General features: G+C 60.6%; 17 protein-coding genes. 4 read left to right on the top strand and 13 right to left on the bottom strand.

Annotated elements, in window-relative coordinates:
* Window positions 1–4: 4 nt before the first annotated feature.
* The 11 genes from ACTIEN_RS18595 to ACTIEN_RS18545 form a co-directional block, all read right to left on the bottom strand.
* Entirely contained in the window at window positions 5–445 is a 441-nt protein-coding gene (locus ACTIEN_RS18595; RefSeq protein ID WP_439524650.1) for a TrgA family protein, read from the bottom strand.
* 1 nt (window position 446) lies between these two features.
* Window positions 447–1655 carry a class I SAM-dependent methyltransferase gene (locus tag ACTIEN_RS18590; protein WP_439524649.1) on the bottom strand — a complete coding sequence of 403 codons (1209 nt, stop codon included), beginning with the start codon at window positions 1653–1655 and terminating at the stop codon, window positions 447–449.
* A 166-nt stretch (window positions 1656–1821) separates the two neighbouring features.
* Window positions 1822–3237 (bottom strand): cryptochrome/photolyase family protein, encoded by a 1416-nt coding sequence (locus tag ACTIEN_RS18585; RefSeq protein WP_439524648.1) that lies wholly within the window; start codon window positions 3235–3237, stop codon window positions 1822–1824.
* Between the two features lie 133 nt (window positions 3238–3370).
* Window positions 3371–4570 carry an aminotransferase class V-fold PLP-dependent enzyme gene (locus tag ACTIEN_RS18580; RefSeq protein WP_439524647.1) on the bottom strand — a complete coding sequence of 400 codons (1200 nt, stop codon included), beginning with the start codon at window positions 4568–4570 and terminating at the stop codon, window positions 3371–3373.
* A gap of 112 nt (window positions 4571–4682) precedes the next feature.
* The gene (locus tag ACTIEN_RS18575) at window positions 4683–6338 is read right to left on the bottom strand and encodes a BCCT family transporter (RefSeq protein WP_439524646.1); all 1656 of its coding nucleotides are present in this window, start codon (window positions 6336–6338) and stop codon (window positions 4683–4685) included.
* Window positions 6339–6378: 40 nt separating this feature from the next.
* Window positions 6379–6792: a universal stress protein gene (locus ACTIEN_RS18570; RefSeq protein WP_439524645.1), complete on the bottom strand. Its 414-nt coding sequence runs from the start codon at window positions 6790–6792 to the stop codon at window positions 6379–6381.
* Window positions 6793–7088: 296 nt separating this feature from the next.
* Window positions 7089–8078 (bottom strand): acryloyl-CoA reductase, encoded by a 990-nt coding sequence (gene acuI, locus ACTIEN_RS18565; RefSeq protein WP_439524644.1) that lies wholly within the window; start codon window positions 8076–8078, stop codon window positions 7089–7091.
* Window positions 8079–8156: 78 nt separating this feature from the next.
* Window positions 8157–9260: a dimethylsulfoniopropionate demethylase gene (locus ACTIEN_RS18560; RefSeq protein ID WP_439524643.1), complete on the bottom strand. Its 1104-nt coding sequence runs from the start codon at window positions 9258–9260 to the stop codon at window positions 8157–8159.
* Window positions 9261–9339: 79 nt separating this feature from the next.
* Window positions 9340–9858 carry a DinB family protein gene (locus ACTIEN_RS18555; protein ID WP_439524642.1) on the bottom strand — a complete coding sequence of 173 codons (519 nt, stop codon included), beginning with the start codon at window positions 9856–9858 and terminating at the stop codon, window positions 9340–9342.
* A 1-nt stretch (window position 9859) separates the two neighbouring features.
* Window positions 9860–10543, bottom strand: a complete 684-nt coding sequence (locus ACTIEN_RS18550; protein WP_439524641.1) for a DUF1326 domain-containing protein — start codon at window positions 10541–10543, stop codon at window positions 9860–9862.
* A 12-nt stretch (window positions 10544–10555) separates the two neighbouring features.
* Window positions 10556–11287 carry a DUF2182 domain-containing protein gene (locus ACTIEN_RS18545; RefSeq protein ID WP_439524640.1) on the bottom strand — a complete coding sequence of 244 codons (732 nt, stop codon included), beginning with the start codon at window positions 11285–11287 and terminating at the stop codon, window positions 10556–10558.
* 94 nt (window positions 11288–11381) lie between these two features.
* On the opposite strand from ACTIEN_RS18545, the gene ACTIEN_RS18540 reads away from it, so the two are divergent.
* Window positions 11382–12107 (top strand): FadR/GntR family transcriptional regulator, encoded by a 726-nt coding sequence (locus tag ACTIEN_RS18540; RefSeq protein ID WP_439524639.1) that lies wholly within the window; start codon window positions 11382–11384, stop codon window positions 12105–12107.
* A gap of 44 nt (window positions 12108–12151) precedes the next feature.
* Here the strand turns inward: ACTIEN_RS18540 and ACTIEN_RS18535 are convergent, their stop codons facing one another.
* The gene (locus ACTIEN_RS18535; RefSeq protein ID WP_439524667.1) at window positions 12152–12904 is read right to left on the bottom strand and encodes a cytochrome c biogenesis CcdA family protein; all 753 of its coding nucleotides are present in this window, start codon (window positions 12902–12904) and stop codon (window positions 12152–12154) included.
* Between the two features lie 104 nt (window positions 12905–13008).
* Between ACTIEN_RS18535 and ACTIEN_RS18530 the strand changes: the two genes are divergently transcribed.
* Window positions 13009–13230: a sulfurtransferase TusA family protein gene (locus ACTIEN_RS18530; RefSeq protein WP_439524666.1), complete on the top strand. Its 222-nt coding sequence runs from the start codon at window positions 13009–13011 to the stop codon at window positions 13228–13230.
* A 56-nt stretch (window positions 13231–13286) separates the two neighbouring features.
* Here ACTIEN_RS18530 and ACTIEN_RS18525 read toward each other — a convergent pair whose 3' ends face one another.
* Window positions 13287–16112 carry an Rne/Rng family ribonuclease gene (locus tag ACTIEN_RS18525; RefSeq protein ID WP_439524638.1) on the bottom strand — a complete coding sequence of 942 codons (2826 nt, stop codon included), beginning with the start codon at window positions 16110–16112 and terminating at the stop codon, window positions 13287–13289.
* A gap of 446 nt (window positions 16113–16558) precedes the next feature.
* Between ACTIEN_RS18525 and ACTIEN_RS18520 the strand changes: the two genes are divergently transcribed.
* Window positions 16559–17026 (top strand): YbaK/EbsC family protein, encoded by a 468-nt coding sequence (locus ACTIEN_RS18520; protein ID WP_439524637.1) that lies wholly within the window; start codon window positions 16559–16561, stop codon window positions 17024–17026.
* Window positions 17027–17134: 108 nt separating this feature from the next.
* The gene (locus ACTIEN_RS18515) at window positions 17135–17557 is read left to right on the top strand and encodes a DUF2852 domain-containing protein (RefSeq protein WP_439524636.1); all 423 of its coding nucleotides are present in this window, start codon (window positions 17135–17137) and stop codon (window positions 17555–17557) included.
* Window positions 17558–17682 lie beyond the last annotated feature (125 nt).

Below are 17682 nucleotides of genomic sequence, written 5' to 3'. Positions count from 1 at the left end.
CGGATTATTTCCAATGCCGCGCGGCGTATTCCGCAAAATACCCGGTCAGCAATGCGCCGACCAGAAACGCCGCGATCATCATGGGATTGATAAGGATCGCGCCATATTCGATGCCGATCTCGAAAATCGCCGAAAACGCTTCCACCGGACCATCAAAGCGACGCTTCATCGACAGCTGGAACATTTCGAGGCAGGAATGGAAAAACACGGACCAGAAGATCAGCGCGGCAACCCCGGTCAGACCATTGGCAATGGCGTCCTTGGTGCCACGCCCCGCCCGCGTGCCAACGACGATCCACCCGACAAACGCTCCGATGGCGGCATTGAATTCGGAGAACCGCCCGAAATTCGTGATGTCCGGCAAAAGTGTTTTCACCAGTTCCGACGCCAAATACCCAAAAACTGCCAGACAAAGTGCTGCGACGGCTTTTGCGGCGGTTGGCATATCAGGTTGGTCTCGTAATGGTGATCTGAGTTACGTCACAGTTTCCGCTATGAAAAGTTGCCGCGCAAGAGGTCAGGTAAAAATTCCACATCCGGCGGAACCGCTCATCAAACCCCATGCTCGCAACCTGATCCCACTTTTCGTTGAAACGTTCATGCCAGCGGCGCAGCGTCTGGCTGTAGCTTTCACCAAACTCGATTGAGCGCGCCACGCTAAGGCCCGCCGCCTCAATCTCGGCGCGCAACACGCCGGGGCTGGGCAGCATGCCGCCGGGAAAGATGTATTTCTGAATGAAATCAACACCGCGATTGTAAATCTCCCAGCGTGACTCTTCGACCGTGATGATCTGAAGCGTCGCATGTTTGCCGGGCTTCAGGCAATTCTTGACGGATTGAAAATATGTGGGCCAGTATTTCTGCCCCACCGCCTCGAACATCTCGATCGACGCGATCCCATCATATTGCCCGGTTTCGTCGCGGTAATCCTGCAGCTTGAAAGTCACACGATCCGACAAACCCGCCTTTGCAATCCGATCCACAGCATACTTGTACTGCTCTTCGCTGATCGTCAGACCGGTCACCCTGAGTCCCCGTTCCTTGGCCGCGTATTCGGCAAATCCCCCCCAGCCACAGCCGATTTCAAGCACATGATCGCCGGGTTGCGCCCCCATCTGGTCCACCATGCTCTTGTACTTGGCGACCTGCGCCTTTTCGGTGCTTTCCTGACCGGTCACGAACAACGCCGAGGAATAGGTCATCGTATCATCCAGCCAGAGCCCATAGAAATCATTGCCCAGATCGTAGTGATAGCTGATGTTCTTGCGCGCCTGACGTTTCGAATTCGACTGGAGCCAGAACCGCAGCTGTTCGAACCAGCGCACAAAGCTCATGCCCGGAAAGCTGTCATAGACATCGTTGTTGTCGCCATGCGCGAAATCCATGAAGGCCTGAAGATCAGGCGTGCTCCACCAGCCTTCGAGATAGGCATCGCTGAACCCCAGATCACCGTCCCGGATCAGCCGCGCAAAAAGGTCGTCGTTGTGGACATGCACTTCGGCCACAGGCCCCGGCTCCGTGCCTTCGGCGCGAAAGCAACGTCCATCGGGAAGAACAAAATCCACCCGCCCTTTGCGAAGCCTGTCCGCCATCGCAAAGACCTGCCCGAAATATCGCGGCAGGTTGGGCTGGTTTTCGGTCGAAGTCAGGATCATTCACGCCATCCGTTGTCAGTCTTATGAAATACCTAGCCATAGCCCCAACGGGCAGGCAAGTGTTAACCCAAGGTAGCTTCGCCCCGCCAAAGGCAAGGCAGCAATGACGTTAAGTTGCGGAATTCGTTCATTTTGCAGCACAGGGCTCTGTCAGCCCAGGCGGCGCCTAGAAGGATCGGTTCTCGTAGGCAGACAGCGCCCGCTTGCGCCCCTCATCCGGTGGCACGATGGGATCGGGATATGTGTCCGACGACGACATCGACCAGCTGCGCGGGATCGCGTCAAAATAAGCAAGCGCATCCCTGTGCGGGTTTGCGTACTCCTCCGCGATCCAGCGGCTGACGTAGTCGCGGTCCTTGTCGAACTTATCAAGCTGCGTCACCGGGTTGAACACCCGGAAATACGGCGTCGCATCCGGGCCGGACCCGGCAGACCATTGCCACCCCATCGCGTTCGACGCCGGATCCCAGTCGATCAGGCAGTCCTCGAACCATGCCATTCCGATTTTCCAATGGCACATCAGATGCTTGGTCAGGTAACTTGCCACGATCATCCGCCCGCGGTTGTGCATCCGCCCGGTGACGTACATCTCGCGCAGCGCCGCATCGACAAACCGGATGCCGGTGCGTCCCCGCTTCCACGCCTTGACCTCGGCACGGCGTTCATCCTCGTTCCACGGAAACGCCGCCCAGTCCTCGCGCCAGTTGTCGCTCAGGATACGCGGCGTGTGCCACATCAAATGATAGGCGAACTCGCGCCAGACAAGTTCTTTCAGGAATGTCTCGGCTCCCGCCTTGCCCTCCTGCATCGCACGCTGCCCCGCATGCCAGCATTGCGCCGGACTGATTTCGCCCAAGGCAAGGTTCTCGGACAGGTTCGATGTTCCGTCGATCCCCGGAATGTCCCGCGTGGTGTCATAATCCGCGACCTTTGAGGCCATGAACGCCCCAAGTCGCGATTGCGCCGCCTGCTCTCCAAGCTGCACAAACGGGCGCACCACGTCCGCCCCGCGGTTCATGGCAGCGCCCAGCGCCCAATCCTCAAGCGCCTCGCTGTCCGGCCAGGTGTCCGGCGCAGGCAGGGAAGACGGCGCAGGTAGCGGCTCACCAACCGCGCGATCCCGGACCGATTTCCAGAACGGAGTGTAGACCTTGTAGTAATCGCCCTGCTTGGTCTCGACCGTCCAGGGTTCGAACATCAGATGCCCGGCAAAGCTCTTGGCGACAACGCCCGCATCTTTCAGCGCCGCTTTGACTTCCTTGTCCCGCGCCACCGACTTTGGATCATAGGCCCGCTGCCAGTAAACCGTTCCCGCGCCGGTCTCTTGCACCAATGCCGGGATCACCTCGCGTGCATCACCCGAACGCAGGATCAGCCGGCTGTCCTTGCCCTCGAGTGCCTCGGCATGACACTCAAGCCCCAACCCGAACCGCCATTTTGGCGCAGCGCCCAGATCATCCACAAGATCATCGCGCACAAACACCGGGATTACCGGCCCACCCCTCGCGGCCGCCGCTGCCAGCGCCGCATGATCGCTGAGCCGCAAATCCCTGCGGATCCATACCAGTGTCGGTGATGTCATCGCCCTGCCCCTTGATGCCGTGTTTCGGCTCGACCTAAGCGCGCCGCGCCAAAGGTCAAACGCACGTTCTGGCTTCTCTGGTTCCAAAATATCTCGGGGGAGATCGCTTTGGCGGACAGAGGGCAAAGCCCCCTTACAGCACCGCGTCCAGCGCCGCGATGACCTTGCTCACCTCGGCCTGCGACGTGTAATGCACAAAGCTCAGCCGCAGCACACCCTTGTCCATGTCCACACCCATCGCCTCAAGCGCGCGCACGGCATAGAAATCGCCGCCCCCGCACATGATGCCATGCCCCGCCAGGTCTGCGGCAACCTCTTCGCCGGGCCGGTTGAGCGCCAGCGCAACCGTCGGTGCGCGCAGGGATGCATCGGACGGCCCGATCAGGCGCACCGAATTGCGGTCCTTCACGGCGTCCAGCAAAGGCTGCAACAACCTGACCTCATGCGCCCGCATCAGGTCATGCGCCCCGGTCGCGGACACGCCATGATGCGCGCCCAACGACTCCATGTAATCCGCCATCCCCGCACAGGCCGCGACTTGCGCGTGATCCGGCCCGGCGGGTGTAAAGCGTTTGTAAAGGGTGTCCGCGTTGAAATAGTGCCCCTGGTTGGGCAGCGTCTGCCCCAAATGCCGGCGCATCACCATGATCCCCTGATGTGGGCCGTAGGTTTTATAACTGGAAAACAGGTAGATATCGGGGCCCATCTCGCCGACATTGGCAAATCCATGTGGCGCATAGCTGACCCCATCGACACAGACAAACGCCCCCGCCGCATGGCAAAGCGCGGTGATTTCCAGCACCGGATTGATCTCTCCGACAACGTTGGAGCAATGCGGAAAGCAGACCAGCCGCACCCTGTCATCCAGCAGATTTTGCAGATCGTCCGTATCCAGATGCCCGGTTTCGGGATTCACCCGCCATTCGCGCACCTCGATCCCCTCATCCGCCAGCCGCCGCCATGGTCCCGTGTTGGCCTCATGGTCCTGATTGGTGACGATGATCGCCTCGCCAGGTGACATGAACTGGCGAAACGCCTGTGCCAGAACATAGGTGTTCTGCGTCGTCGACGGGCCAAAGCTGACCTCGTCGGTCTCGACACCCAACAGGGCCGCCAGGCGCAACCGCGCCTCGTCCATCTCTTCCCCACCCAGCCGCGATGCATCGTAGGGTGCATAGGGCTGAACCTTGCGCTCGTGGTAGAACCGCGTCAGCCGGTCGATCACCGGCGCGCAGGTATAAGACCCACCCGCATTCTCGAAAAACGCCATTCCCTCCAATGAAGGTTCGGAAAAGGCCGGAAAGTGCGACCGCACAAAATCTATATCAAGCATACATGTCTCCCTTGCGCGGCATATGAACCGCGACGAACCGACAGCGTCAAGGCCACCCACGAAAAAGGCCCCGGACACACGTCCGGGGCCTTTCGCAGTCACGGCGTCACATTCAGGTGTTTGCACGTTCGGACGAAAGCCCTTTCCAGATCGCCACACACATGAGCAGCAGCACGATCGTGAACGGCAAACCGGTCGAGATCACCATGGCCTGCAACGATCCAAGACCACCACCGATCAAGAGCGCGATCGCCACCAGCCCTTCGAAGGTGCACCAGAACACACGCTGCGGCACGGGTGCATCGACCTTGCCACCCGCCGTGATCGTATCGATCACTAGGCTGCCGGAATCCGATGACGTGACGAAGAACACGATGACCAGCACGATGCCAAGGGTCGACGTGATCGAGGCCAGCGGCAGGCTGTCCAGCATGGCAAACAGCGACAGTTCCGGTATGTAGGCGTCGATCACATTTGCCTTGACCGCGCTTGCGTCGAGGTTGGAGATCATGTCGTTGATCGCCGTGCCGCCAAAGACAGCCATCCAGAAGACGCAGACCAGCGACGGGATGATCAGAACGCAGGTGATGAACTCCCGCACCGAGCGGCCGCGCGAAACACGGGCGATGAACATGCCGACAAAGGGTGACCAGCTGATCCACCACGCCCAGTAGAATGCGGTCCAACCTTCGCGGTAGCCGTCATCTTCACGGCCGAACGGGTTGGAGAGCGGCACGATCTCTCGTGCGTAGGCCACAAGCGTGTTGCCAAAATCGGTAAAGATACCAACGGCACCTGCAGTGAACAACACGAAGAACATGAGCAGAATTGCCAAGACCATGTTGATCTCGGACAAAACCTTCACCCCGCCGTCAAGACCCCGCACTACCGAAATCAGCGCAAAGAGGGTGATAAGGACAATCAGGACAACCTGAACCGTCACGTTGCTGGGAATGCCGTAGACAAACTCCAGACCGGCATTTGCCTGTTGCGCCCCCAGACCAAGCGAGGTCGCAAGGCCAAACAGCGTCGCAAACACCGCAACGATGTCGATGACGTGTCCCCACCAGCCCCAGACTCGTTCCCCCAGGATCGGGTAAAAGGCCGACCGGATCGAAAGCGGCAGACCCTTGTTATAGCTGAACAGCGCCAGAGCGAGCGCGACAATCGCATAGATCGCCCATGGATGCAGCGCCCAGTGATAAGACGTCGCGGCAAGCGCCATGCGCTTGGCTTCCGCCACATTGGCCTCGATCAGCGCTCCATCCTCGGTGAACGGGCGGACCGTACCCAACGGCTCGTCCCCCCAAGGTGTACCAAAGTAATACGCCGGTTCAAGAACACCGAAAAACATCAGCCCAATGCCCATGCCAGCGGCAAAAAGCATCGCAAACCAACCCGGGTAGCCGTAATCCGGCGTCGCATCCGCACCCCCCAGCCGGATCGAGCCAAAAGGCGACACGATCAGAACAAGGCAGAAGATGACGAAGATATTCGCCGACGTCAGGAAAAACCAGTCAAACGTCGAAGTGAGAGCAGGCCGCAGCCAGCCAAAGAAATCAGCCGCCTGTGTCGGAGCCACAAGCGCATAAAGAACGAAGACGATCACGGTCAGCCCCGAGATCATGAAGACCGGGTTGTGAATGTCCAAGCCAAAGGGTCCGACCTGAGTTTCGATATTGTCCTGACCGATCTGGTAATCGGTCTGGATGATATCGGATGCCCCCTCAGGTTCCGGTATCCCTACATTGTTGTTTTCGTCGGTCATTGACCGCCTCCTTGTTATTTTGTTGTCTTCTGGTGGCGGCTCAGCGCACCAGCATTACCGAGACGTCCGAGTGCTCCGCCAACTTGCCCCCATTGGACGGCCAGATGTAGTCGAGCACATCCGGAATATGGCTTTGCATGACGACCAGATCGGCACCGGTTGCCTTGACCGCCCGCATCAGCGCGTCGTCGACATCCGCCGTGGGATCATGGGCGACCTCGGTATGGGTCGCGATGTCGATCCCGCGGGAACTGCCCTGACTTGCGGCGAAGTCTGCAAGTTTCGTCTCGAATTCCTTGGGGTTGTGCGCGACCTTTGATGGTGTGGTCGACGTAACACCCACATAGACCACAGTCGCGCCGTAATGCTTGGCCAAGTCTGCGGCGCAACTCAATGCCCGATCCAGCCTGTCGTGATGTGCCAGATCGACCGGCACCATGATTTTGTCGAACACGTTTGTCCCTCCTGCTTGGTCTGCCAGCCCCTCGAATCGGGCTGGTCCGCGATGCCGGGTGCAAACGGGCGTTCCCCGCGTTACCGTTGTTCAACCCGACACCCATTGCCGCAATAATCCTGCGCAATATCGCAAGCCTAAACAGAACCGCCGCCCCAATGCAAATTGAAGCGGCGGTTAATGTCGCTTTTACGACATCCCTTTCGCCAAAAGTTCCCTAGGAAAAGGGCGGTTTTCGGCGCTTACTGTTCTACATGTGTCGTTTTCTGACGCTCTCCCATGGGCCCGTCGGTTCTTCAGCCATTCGCGACATCCACCACGACGCGTCCCTTGACCTGCCCCTTGAGGATGTCCGCGCCAAGCCCCGGAAGGTCCGCCAGCGTCGCCGGTGTCACCATCGCCTCAAGCTTGTCCATCGGCAAATCCTGCGCAATCCGCTGCCAGGCACGCACGCGGTTGTCATAAGGCTGCATCACGGAATCGATGCCCAACAGGTTCACCCCGCGCAGCAGAAACGGGATCACCGTTGCCGGCAGGGTCGCTCCTCCCGCCAGACCCACGGCAGCAACCGACGCGCCGTATTCCATCTGTCCCAACACCCGGGCCAACATCGCGCCGCCCACCGCATCGACACAACCACCCCAGCTTTCGCTTTCCAGCGGCCGCTTGACGGTCTCGTTGATCTCTTCGCGCGCCACGATCTGCGTCGCGCCCAGCGATTCCAGGTACTCCGCCTGTTCCGGCCGCCCGGTCACCGCCGCCACCTTGTGCCCCAGATTGGCAAGGATCGCAGTCGCCACCGACCCGACACCGCCAGCCGCCCCGGTCACCAGAACCGGACCCGGCTTGATGCCGTGATCCTCCAGCGCCATCACCGCAAGCATCGCCGTGAACCCGGCGGTGCCAACCGCCATTGCAGCCCGCGTGTCCAGCCCCTCGGGCAGCGGCACCAGCCAATCGGCCTTCACGCGCACCTTCTGAGAATACCCGCCCCAATGCGCCTCACCGACGCGCCAGCCGGTCAGGACAACCTTGTCGCCCGGTTTGTAACGGTCGTCATCCGACGCCTCGACCGTCCCGGAAAAGTCGATGCCAGGCACATGCGGATACTTGCGAACAAGCCCGCCACCCGGCCCGATGCACAGACCATCCTTGTAGTTCACCGTCGAATACTCGACCGCCACGGTGACCTCGGCTTGCGGCAGGTCGTCAAGACCGATCTCTTCGACCGCCGCCGATGTGTTGCCGCTCTCCTCGTCCTTGCGAACCATCAATGCCTTGAACATGCCTTGCTCCTTTTCATCTTGCCAAAAACTCCGGGGAGTGTGAGGGGCTGGCCCCTCACTCCCCAAGTCGAAACGCGCTCAGACCCAGAAGGTCTCCCAAACCTGCGCCGCACGCACCTCGCTCGGCAGCACGACATCCAGATCGGTGGCCTCATCCCAATGGGTCATCCGCACCATGCCGATGGCCACGTTGGTGCCGAAATCCGGCGACCACGCCGCGCTGGTCACTTGTCCCACCTGAACATCACCCGCCATCAATGGCCACGGCCTGTCGCAGACCGGAACCCGGTCACCGTGAATCTCGATCGCCCGGATCTGCCGGATCGGCCCCTCCTGCGCAACCCGCAGCAGCGCATCGCGCCCGACGCAGCCGATGGCGGTCTGGGTGTTGCAGAACTTGCCCAGCCCGCATTCATGCGGCGTGTTGTTGTCGGTCATGTCATTGCCATAGCTCAGCAAACCACCCTCGATCCGTTCGATCAGGTTGGGACAGCCCGCATGCACATCCAGATCGCGCCCCGCCTCCATCAGCGCATTCCAGAGCGGCATGCCCAGATCGCCGCCCTCGACATAGATCTCGAACCCGCCCTGCCGCGAATAGCCCGACCGTGCCACCGCAAATGACACGCCCTGGAAGTCCAGCATCCGGAAGCGGAAAAACCGGATGTCGCGCACCTGATCGCCAAACACCCGCGCCATCAGATCATCCGCCTTCGGCCCCTGCACCGCCAGCGGCGACACGTCCGGCTCGTCCACCAACACATCGAGCCGGAACCCGTAGGCCAGCCCCTTGACCCAATAGAGCAGATCGCTGTCGGCAATGGAAATCCACCAGCGGTCCTCGGCCAGCTTGACCGCCACCGGATCGTTGAGCATGCCGCCGGTCTCATCGACGATGGGCACATAATAACATTGCCCCGGCAACATCGACCGCAGATCGCGCGGCGTCAGCATCTGCATCAACCGCCCCGCGTCAGGCCCGCGCAGCTCGACCTGCCGCTCGCAGGCCACGTCCCAGATTTGCACCGCCTCCTTGAGATGGCGGTAATCCTCTTCCACCGACCGGAACACCGTCGGCAGAAGCATGTGATTATAGACCGTGAATGCCTTGACCCCGGCCGCCTCGACGCCATCGGAAAACGGGGTGCGCCGCAACCGGCGCGAGGGAGAAATCAAAGCCAAGTACATACCTCGTGCACAAGAAAACGGGATGGCGGGCGGGGCGACGTGCTTGCACAAGCGCCGTCCGACAGGACCGGACTCAGAGCCACGGCCCATCGTCCGGCATGAACGCCAGATCGGTCACCGGAGCCTCAACCCCGGCAGCGGTCAGCATCGCGTGGATTTGGCCGCGATGATGGGTCTGGTGGTTGAAGACATGCGTGATGCACAGGTCCAGCGGTTTCGAAACCTCGCGCCCCATCACGCCGGAATACCAGCTCAGGTCGCCCTTCAGGTCCACCGCCTTGAGGTGCTCCGCCCAGTGCAGGATACGCGCATCAACACGATACCGCTCCCCGGCCCAGGCCGCCGCCGTGGGCTGAAGATCGACGCTTTCGATGATCCCGCCGGCCGGAGGCCCTGACCCCTCGAACCGCGACAGCCAGATCTGATCGCCCCAGAGCAGGTGATTGGCCGTGCCCAGAAGCGACTTGAAGAACGCCTTGCGATTCTTGCGCAGCTCGGCATCGGACAGCCCGTCAAAGGCCATTCGCAATTGCTTGTTCTGCCACGCATTATATCGCGCCATCGTCACGCAATAGTCCGGGAAAACCATCATCTTACTTGGGTCCGTGCCAGTCGATCTGGCAGATCTCGGCGCTGCGGCCGTCGAAATCCCAGACCCGGCCAAAGGCCCGCACCTTGCCCTTGGTGGCGGTCGCAACGGTGATGTCCGGACCCATCCAGTATTGCGTGTTGGTGATCACCAGATCCTTGTCCGGATCGCTGCCGCCGACCGGATGCACGATCCCCTGGATCTTGCGCCCGACGGTGATATGCCGCGTCTTGCCCTCGGTCTCATAGGTCACCGGCTGACGTTCGGCGCCGAGGAATTCACCGACAAGGATCTGGAACAGGCCCGTCGTGCCCTTGGCCGCGCCGCTGAACACCTTGACCAGCGCATCGAAGGTCGGATCATCCGCGCGCTCATCGACGAACAGCGCCACTTTCCAGTTGCCCCGGCTCATCATGCCCGGAATCTCGATCAGCAGCCCGATGTTCAGCCCCGACAGGTCCAGATCGCCATAATGGCCGGAATCAATCCGCACGCCGCCCCATGTCTGGCAATGACCTTCGGTGGGCGGGTGCTTGCCAAGGCTGACCACGCAGGGGCAGAACACCGTGCAGTTGCAGTTGAGGATCAGCTCCCCCTTGATGGCCCAGGGCTGAATTTCCGGCCCGCGCCGGTCAGCCGCCGGATGGCGATTGTCCAGCTTTTCCGCCACGTCGATACGATCACTCATGTCTCATCTCCCTCAAGATCCCCAAAGCGCCACACCCAGGCCCGTCCCGATCAGGACGATACCCAAGGGCCGAGTGACAAACGCCCCGGCGCGCAGTTTTTCCAATGTCATCACCAGCGTCGCCAACCCCATAAAGCCCAGCGACATCACACCGCCGACAAAGCCCAACAGCATCAGCGCCCAGCAACAGCCAAGGCACACCGCGCCCAACCGCAGCCCGTTGCGCCATGCGCCTTCGTCCCAATGCGCCATGAAAAAGGTCAGCGGCATCCGGCACTTGGCCAGGCACGCCTCTTTCAACGCGCTGAACTGATAGGCCCCCGCCAGCACCAGCAACGCCCCCGACAAAAGCGCCGACCGACTATCCCCAAAGGCGCTGACCCAACCCAAGGTGAACAGCCCGATCTGCAACCCTGCCGCGATGGCCGAGAAGCCCAGCCAGACCACCAGATACCCCGCCAGCAGCGCGCCAAGGTCGGTCTGGGTCGATTGCCCAAGCTCGTCATAGGTCGCCAGCGCGGGCAGCGCGGTCGGCGCCATCATCGCGCCAGACATCAGTCCCCACATGACCCACAGGCGCAGGAACCCTGCCGCATCGGGGGTAGTCGTGCAGAACGCTTCCCAGAAGTCACCACCAAAGATCCGCGCCACGTCACGCAGATCGGGCGGCACCGCCATCAGCGCCAGGACCAGCCAGCACAACAGGACCAGACCGTACAAAGCCAGCCAATGCGGCGCGCTCATCTGTCTGATCCGGTCTGCCAACATGCAATTTTCCCCTCTGCCCCACGACTCGGGGCTTGCCAAAATAATTGTCAGACAATTAAATGCCTGACAAATGAAAAGTGCAACGCCAGAAAAAAGCCTGTCCGCCCAGATCGCGGACGCCATCCGCAGCGCGATTGTCGATGGACGGCTCCTGGTGGGCGACCGCCTGCCCTCCGAGGCAGAACTGTCCGACCAGCACGGCGTGTCCCGCGCCACCGTGCGCGAGGCGCTGAAACGGCTGGCCGCGCAATCGCTGATCCGCACCGAACGCGGCGCATTCGGCGGGGCGTTCATCAACCACCTGTCCTACGACGCCGCCCGCGCGCAGCAGGTGACGACCTCAACCCTGCTTCTGGGCATGAACGCGATCAGCTTTCAGGTCGCCTGCGAGGCGCGCTACGCGCTGGAACGCAGTTGCACCGCACTGGCCGCCGAACGGCGCACCGAGGCGCTGCTGGCCACCATGCGGTCCGAGATCACAACCCAATCCGCCCCCGACCTGTCGGACGAGTCGTTCTGCGCCTCTGACGTGGCGTTTCACCGCGCGCTTGTGGATTGCGCGGGCAACGAGGTGCTGAGCTATCACCTTGCTGGCAGCGTCGAGGCGATGCAGCCCCTGATGAACATGATCACCTTCACCGCGCGCAGCCGGGCCGAAATCATCGACCTGCACCGCTCCATCGTCGCCGGGTTGGAAAGCCGCGATGTGGCGTCGATCGACCGGGCGCTTGCGACGCTCGAAGCCTACACGATCACGCTGGGTCAATCCGTGCTCAAAGCCCGCGCGACGCGCTGAACCCTTCAAGGGTTTCCGTCATTCCTTCGAAGGAATGAGCCGCTTTACCCCAGAAGCGCAAGTCCCGGAAAGGTTTCGAGCAGCCAGAAGGCAAAAGATGTGAACGCCCCGGTCACAAGCGCCAGCCCGACGATCACCAGCAACCCACCCATCGCAAGTTCGATCTTGCGCATGTGCTTCTTGATGCGGTTCATCAGCCCCATCGCACGGGTCAGGAACATCGCCGCCAGCAGGAATGGAATGCCCAGCCCGGCGGCATAGACCGCCAACAAGACCGTGCCCCGCGCCACCGACGCCTCTGACGCCGCCATCGACAGGATCGCGCCAAGCTGCGGCCCGATGCAGGGGGTCCAGCCAAAGGCAAAGGCCAGACCCAGCACATAGGCGCCAAACGCCGATCCGCCTTGCTGGCCGGACTCGAGCCGCGCTTCCTGATCCAGAAACGGAATGCGGAACACGCCAAGGAAATGAAGACCGAAGATGATCACAACCACCCCCGACGCCTGCGCAAGTTGCGTCTGGTATTGCAGGAACAACGACCCGAAAGCGGATGCGGTAAAGCCGAGCAGGATAAAGATCGTCGACAGGCCCAGAACAAAGAACAGCGCCGCCAAGACGCCTTTGCGACGGCCTTCGCCACCGGCCTCGATATCGGCCACACTGACGCCCGACATATAGGCTAGGTAAGGCGGCACAATGGGCAGCACACACGGGCTGAGGAACGACAACGCCCCGGCCATCAGGGCGATGCTCATGGCGGGAAACAGCGCCGCATCTATGATCTGGTATTCCAACATGATCTCGACATAGGCCAAGCCATTGTCCCTGTCACGCGACGCAGGGTCACATGATCGTGCCATTGCAGTGGACAGCCCTCGCGCACGCGCCTAAATCCACACTCATGAATGAAGAACTGGATGCCACAGGGCTGCTCTGCCCGCTACCTGTCCTCAAGGCGCGCAAGCGTCTTCTGGGGTTAACGACGGGCACCGAATTGCGGGTTCTGACGGATGATCCCGCCGCCATTGTCGACATGCCGCATTTCTGCGCAGAGGCGGGCCACACGCTTGTCAGCAGCGAAACAAGCGGCGATGCGATGCTCTGGGTGATCCGAAAGGCCTGAACGCACACCGCCCCCGTGTTGGACACGAGGGCGGCCTGTCTTGTTGTGAGGCAGGGTCAGCGGCCCAGTGACCACCATCCCTTGCGTTTTTTCTTGGTTGTATCATCGGCAGCGGACTCTGCCCCGGCCCCAACCGGTTCCGGGTCGCTCTGCGACACCACCTCGGGTTCAGGCTCTGGCGTCGCTTCAGGTTCCGGCGCGCTTGTCTGGGCAGGCTCGGGTTGCGGCGTGACCACCTCCGGGACAGGCGCGATCTCGGCTGTCGGAACGACCTCTGCCGCTACCGGTGCCGCATCCTCACTCTCCACAGGTTTCTTGGCGCGCGACCGTTTGGCCGGTGCCTTGGCCTTGGGCGCGTCTGCGACAGCCTCAGCCGTCTCCACGCTCACCTCTGCAGGCTCGGCCTTCTTGCGGCTCCGCGTGCGTGGCTTTTTCTTCGGGGCTTCTTCGGCACCCGCCTCAGCCACACCTTCAGCTTCAGCCGGTGCGTCCGTTTCCGGCTGCTCTGCCTTCTTGCTTCGCGCAGGGGCCTTTCGGCTGCGGGTCGTCTTGGGGGGCGTTGCATCCTCGGCAGCGACCTCAGCTGACTCGTCTGCGGGTTTTTTCGACCGCGACCGTGTCCGTTTGGGCTTTGCCTTGGTTTCTTCGGCAGGCACATCCGCCACGTCTGTCACAGCTTCAGCGGCGACAGGTTCGGCCGGAGTGGACTCGTCGGATGACTCGTCCTCGTCCGTTGTATCAGAACCATTCTCGCCATCGTCCTGACGATCCCGGTTGCGATTGCGACCACGTCCACCGCGGCGCGACCGGCGGCGGCGTTTCTTGGGCTTGTCGTCGTCTTCGGACGCCGAAGGTGTGGCCGTCTCCGTCTCCGTCTCGGCCTGCTCCTGGTCGAGATCTTCGTCGTCTTCGTCCTCTGCCGCGTCTTCATCCACCTGATCCATAAGCGAGGTATCAACCGAAACGACAGATGCCGTTGGCTCTGGAACGACGCGGGTGGCGGTCTTGAATTTCTCGATTGTGAAATCCGGGCTGATCAGATGCACATCGCCTTCGATCCGCACCGACAGGCCATAGCGGGCCTCGATCTGTGCGACATGTTCGCGCTTCTGGTTCATCAGGAAGTTGGCGATAGAGACGGGGCAGCGCACAAGAACTTCGCGCGAACGACGGCGTACGCCCTCTTCCTCGATCTGGCGCAACACCTGCAGCGCCATGTTGTCATCCGACCGGATCAACCCGGTGCCATGACAGCTTGGGCAGGGTTGTGTCGTCGCCTCGATCATACCGGGGCGCAGACGCTGACGCGACATTTCCATCAGGCCAAAGCCGGAAATCCGCCCCACCTGGATGCGGGCGCGGTCGTTCTTGAGCTTGTCCTTGATGCGCTTCTCGACGGCGGCGTTGTTTCTACGCTCGTCCATGTCGATGAAGTCGATCACGATCAGACCGGCCAGATCGCGCAGACGCAACTGACGCGCCACTTCTTCCGCCGCTTCAAGGTTGGTCTTGAGCGCCGTTTCCTCGATCGAGCCTTCCTTGGTGGCCCGACCCGAGTTCACGTCGATGGCCACCAGCGCCTCGGTCACACCGATCACGATATAGCCGCCCGATTTGAGCTGCACCGTCGGATTGAACATGCCCGAGAGATACGATTCCACCTGATGACGCGCGAAAAGCGGCATCTGGTCGGCGTAATGCTTCACGTTCTTGGCGTGGGACGGCATGATCATTTTCATGAAGTCCTTGGCGATGCGGTAGCCGCGTTCGCCCTCGACCAGAACCTCGTCGATGTCACGGTTGTACAGATCACGGATCGACCGTTTGATCAGGTCGCCTTCTTCGTAGATCTTCGCGGGCGCGATGGATTTCAGCGTCAGTTCACGGATCTGTTCCCAGAGGCGCTGAAGATATTCATAATCGCGCTTGATCTCGGTCTTGGTGCGCTTTGCCCCTGCCGTGCGGATGATAAGACCGGCGCCCTGCGGCACGTCGATCTCGTTGGCAATCTCTTTCAGCTTCTTGCGGTCGGGTGCATTGGTGATCTTGCGGCTGATGCCGCCACCGCGCGCGGTGTTGGGCATAAGCACGCAATAGCGCCCCGCCAGAGACAGGTAGGTGGTCAGTGCCGCACCCTTGTTTCCGCGCTCTTCCTTTACAACCTGCACCAGAAGGATCTGACGCACCTTGATGACTTCTTGAATCTTGTACCGCTTCGGACGCGGCTTGCGGCGCGGGCGGATGTCTTCCTGCGTGTCGTCATCAGCCACGGATTCGATGTTTTCATCGCGATCCGCAGGCTGAGACTTGGCGTCGTCGTTATCTTCGTCGTCAAGATCGGTGTCTGACAGATCGGCCTCGTCCGGTTCTTCCACCGGCGTCTCTGCAACGGTTTCCATCGGCGACAGACCTTCGGCATCGTCGCCGTCATCCGTCAGGTCAATCGTCTCCATCCCCGAGATTTCGTCCGAAACGTCCTTGGTCGCAACGGCATCATCGCCTTCAGCCTTGGCTGCACGCGACCGGTTGCGGCCACGGCCCCGGCGCGACTTGGGCTTTTCGTCCTCGTCTTCGCGCTTGGCCAACGATTCCGCAAACGCGCGCTCTTCTTCCATGAGCGCTTCGCGATCCGCGACCGGGATCTGGTAATAATCGGGATGGATTTCCGAAAACGCCAGGAACCCGTGGCGATTGCCGCCATAATCCACAAACGCCGCCTGAAGCGACGGTTCGACCCGGGTTACTTTTGCAAGATAGATGTTGCCGGCAAGCTGGCGTTTGTTTTCGGATTCAAAGTCAAATTCCTCAACCTTGTGTCCGTCGACCACCACAACGCGGGTTTCCTCCGCGTGGGTGGCATCGATAAGCATTTTATTGGGCATAAATTCCGTGCGCACAACCGCCGCAGTCCCCTCCTTTCACAAAGGGGCCGGGATCGGGTGTGTCTTGTCATGGCGTGAGAGTGCGCAGCGGCTGGCCGGGGTGAAATGCCCCGTTGCTCTAGCCTCATATCCTGCGCGCGTTTCATCGCGTTTCTTCTCCGACGCATGTCACAAGGGTGACTGCATCCGTTGCGAACCTGATGTTCGGTAAAACCTCAGGTATTTGTAGAAGGCCTTGCGGCCATATCAGCCTGCTCTGAACTCAGGACACTTTGCCGATGCTCAGAACAGCGAAACTCTTGCGCCCGAATACCGTGAGACGGATTGGGCTACCAACTACAATAAGGGCAGAGCGGTCCAATGCACAATGGGCAATCTTGCCTTTTCTGATCTGACCGGACGCCTTAAGTGTCTTGTGGTGCCCAAAATGACGGAAAGAGACCCCCATGAGCAAAAGCCTCAAACGCGTGCGCGCCGCCCTCGAAGCCGCTGGCCTTCCCATTGATATCCGCGATGTCGGTCAGGCGCGCACCGCACAAGAGGCTGCTGACAGTGTCGGCTGTCACCTTGATCAGATCACCAAATCCATCATTTTCCGCGCCGAGAACAGCGGCGACGCAGTTCTGTTTCTCACCGCAGGCGGCAACCGGGTGGATGCCGACAAGGCCTCTGCCTGCGCCGGAGAACCGTTGGGCAAAGCCGACGCGACCCTGATCCGGGCGCAAACCGGGTTCGCCATTGGCGGTGTGGCCCCCATCGGCCATCTGAACCCGATCCGCGCCTGGCTGGACCCACGATTGCTTGAATTTGACACCGTCTGGGCCGCAGCAGGCACCCCGCGACATGTTTTCCCTCTGAATCCGGCCGAACTTCCAAAAATCGCATTCGCGCAAACGTCTGATTTTACATCATAAAAAAAGTAAATGTAAAAAACATTCACATTTTCTCTTGCAAAAGCCGCCGACAATTCCGATCTGTTCAATGTGAAAGACATTCACATCACACAAACAACGGAGTTGATAATGAGCACGATCGCCGCCCCCGCTTCTCTTCCGGCCCGCATGGGTTGGTTTTCCCGCGCCGAGGCGTGGTTGGACAACAAAGGCAAAGGCGCCTGGATCGCCGCAATGGTTCTGGGCTTCATCTTTTTCTGGCCAATCGGCCTCGCCCTTCTTGCCTACATGATCTGGAGCAAACGCATGTTCAACAAATCCTGCAACCGCAGCCGCCATATGTCGCCCAAGTTCACCGCGATGCGTTCGTCCGGCAACACGGCCTTTGACGCCTACAAAAATGAAACCCTGCGCCGCCTCGAAGAAGAGCAGGAAAACTTCGAAGCCTTCCTCGGACGTCTGCGCGAAGCAAAAGACAAGGCCGAATTCGACCAGTTCATGGACGACCGTGCCAAAACCGCCAAGGAAGAACGCGAAAGCGAAGACGCCTGATCTTTGAAAATGATGCCAGTGGCCCCATATCGGGGCCACGTTTGCCCTAATCCGAAAGTGATGGTTCCCCACGATGTACGCTTCTGACACCTATCCCAACCTGCCCGACCCGATGGTTCAGCCCG

Source organism: Marivita sp. (genome assembly GCF_051859345.1).
GTDB lineage: Bacteria > Pseudomonadota > Alphaproteobacteria > Rhodobacterales > Rhodobacteraceae > Marivita.
The sequence above is the reverse complement of the archived record's forward strand: the minus strand, read 5'-3'. Positions and strand labels throughout refer to the sequence as shown.

Coding starts and splice junctions, on each gene's coding strand:
- ACTIEN_RS18595 (WP_439524650.1), bottom strand. CDS start 445: ATGCCAACCGCCGCAAAAGCCGTCGCAGCACTTTGTCTGGCAGTTTTT.
- ACTIEN_RS18590 (WP_439524649.1), bottom strand. CDS start 1,655: ATGATCCTGACTTCGACCGAAAACCAGCCCAACCTGCCGCGATATTTC.
- ACTIEN_RS18585 (WP_439524648.1), bottom strand. CDS start 3,237: ATGACATCACCGACACTGGTATGGATCCGCAGGGATTTGCGGCTCAGC.
- ACTIEN_RS18580 (WP_439524647.1), bottom strand. CDS start 4,570: ATGCTTGATATAGATTTTGTGCGGTCGCACTTTCCGGCCTTTTCCGAA.
- ACTIEN_RS18575 (WP_439524646.1), bottom strand. CDS start 6,338: ATGACCGACGAAAACAACAATGTAGGGATACCGGAACCTGAGGGGGCA.
- acuI (WP_439524644.1), bottom strand. CDS start 8,078: ATGTTCAAGGCATTGATGGTTCGCAAGGACGAGGAGAGCGGCAACACA.
- ACTIEN_RS18555 (WP_439524642.1), bottom strand. CDS start 9,858: ATGATGGTTTTCCCGGACTATTGCGTGACGATGGCGCGATATAATGCG.
- ACTIEN_RS18550 (WP_439524641.1), bottom strand. CDS start 10,543: ATGAGTGATCGTATCGACGTGGCGGAAAAGCTGGACAATCGCCATCCG.
- ACTIEN_RS18545 (WP_439524640.1), bottom strand. CDS start 11,287: ATGAGCGCGCCGCATTGGCTGGCTTTGTACGGTCTGGTCCTGTTGTGC.
- ACTIEN_RS18540 (WP_439524639.1), top strand. CDS start 11,382: ATGAAAAGTGCAACGCCAGAAAAAAGCCTGTCCGCCCAGATCGCGGAC.
- ACTIEN_RS18535 (WP_439524667.1), bottom strand. CDS start 12,904: ATGTTGGAATACCAGATCATAGATGCGGCGCTGTTTCCCGCCATGAGC.
- ACTIEN_RS18530 (WP_439524666.1), top strand. CDS start 13,009: ATGAATGAAGAACTGGATGCCACAGGGCTGCTCTGCCCGCTACCTGTC.
- ACTIEN_RS18525 (WP_439524638.1), bottom strand. CDS start 16,112: ATGCCCAATAAAATGCTTATCGATGCCACCCACGCGGAGGAAACCCGC.
- ACTIEN_RS18520 (WP_439524637.1), top strand. CDS start 16,559: ATGAGCAAAAGCCTCAAACGCGTGCGCGCCGCCCTCGAAGCCGCTGGC.
- ACTIEN_RS18515 (WP_439524636.1), top strand. CDS start 17,135: ATGAGCACGATCGCCGCCCCCGCTTCTCTTCCGGCCCGCATGGGTTGG.